General features: G+C 74.1%; 2 protein-coding genes. One reads left to right on the top strand and one right to left on the bottom strand.

The annotated features are described in order from the left end of the window. Positions 1 to 11 precede the first annotated feature (11 nt). Positions 12 to 959 carry an NUDIX domain-containing protein gene (locus E1258_RS32645; protein WP_007072929.1) on the bottom strand — a complete coding sequence of 316 codons (948 nt, stop codon included), beginning with the start codon at positions 957 to 959 and terminating at the stop codon, positions 12 to 14. A gap of 144 nt (positions 960 to 1,103) precedes the next feature. Between E1258_RS32645 and E1258_RS32640 the strand changes: the two genes are divergently transcribed. Continuing rightward, the coding region (locus tag E1258_RS32640; RefSeq protein WP_132407835.1) for a PspC domain-containing protein at positions 1,104 to 1,380 on the top strand (277 nt) is incomplete at its 3' end.

Below are 1,380 nucleotides of genomic sequence, written 5' to 3'. Positions count from 1 at the left end.
GGACGTACGCGTCAGGCGAGGCGGGCGGCCTGGACGGCCTCGGCCGTGACCTCGGTGAGGCGGTCGGCGGGGAGCGCGCCCAGCTCGTCACGGGCGAACCAGCGGGCCTCGCAGGTGGAGCCGCCGACGTCGGTGACGGTGGGTGGAGCGGGCTGGTCGACCATCACCCGGTAGAAGGCGCGCACGCCGTGCCAGTCGATCGGGTAGCCCTCCGGGCCGAGAGAGGCGGCGTCGCGGTGGCTGGCCACCCCGAGCAGCTCGACCAGGCGGCCCCGCTGGCCGGTCTCCTCCACCAGCTCCCGGATCAGCGCCGCGCCCGGCTGCTCGCCGTAGTCGGTGCCGCCGCCGGGCAGGTGCCAGCAGCCAGCCCCCGGGTACCCGTCGGAGACTCGGGTGAGCAGCACCCGGCCCTCCGGGTCGGTGGCCACCGCGTACGCGGCGAAGCGCTGGGCGCGGTGCAGCCCGTCGGGGCCGGGGACCGCGTAGAAGGAGGGGAACTCCGGGGCCTCGTCGGGCACCACGTCGGCCGAGGAGGTGGGCAGCCCGAGGGCCCGCGCGGTGAACGACCGCAGCCGCAGCTCGCGCGCCTCGGTGGGGGTGACCCAGCGGGCCAGGTCGGTGGGGCGGTCGACCCGGTCGGTCAGCGTGCCGCCGCGCACGGAGACCCGGTAGATGAGCCGGTCGGTGTGGATGGTGATGCCCCGCTCGGGCAGGGCCCGCATGTCCGCCAGCACGTCGTCCAGCCCGCAGACGGCGACCGAGAGCCCGGTCTCGGCGGCGGTCTCCCGGACGACGGTGTGGTTCGGGTCCTCACCGTGGTCGACCGCCCCGCCGGGGAGGGACCACGTGCCGGGGGTGCCGGAGCGCTCCGATGCGCGGACCAGCAACACTCGGCCGACTGAGTCAGCACAAACTGCGTATGCCGCGATCCTGCGGAGCGGCTCCAGCATGGTCGTCACGGGGCCAAATTCTCCCCGCCGCTCGTTACCTGCATCGAAAAGAGTCGGATTCCTGACTGAACACTTGATCATCAGGGATCGGTCAGGGTAATGATCCGGGCCGTCACCGAGGTCGGCGCGCCGCCCGGCGTGGAACGTGGAGGCATGACCTCGACACCGCACCAGGCCCCGTACAAGCAGCTCCGCCGCCCCACCACGGACCGGATGGTCGCCGGGGTGGCCAGCGGGCTCGGCCGCTACTTCGCCGTCGACCCCACCCTCGTCCGGGTGGTCTTCGCCATCGCGACGCTGGCCACCGCCGGGGTGGCCGCGCTCGCGTACCCGATCATGTGGTTCCTGATGCCGGAGGAGCCGGCCAGCGCCCCGGCCTGGCCACACCCGGCGGACCCCGCGCCACCCGGCCCGTCCCCCACTTCTGGGT

The organism is Micromonospora sp. KC207 (assembly GCF_004348615.1).
Classification (GTDB): Bacteria; Actinomycetota; Actinomycetes; order Mycobacteriales; family Micromonosporaceae; genus Micromonospora.
Note: the sequence above shows the minus strand (reverse complement) of the source record. Positions and strands in the feature narration are given on the sequence as shown.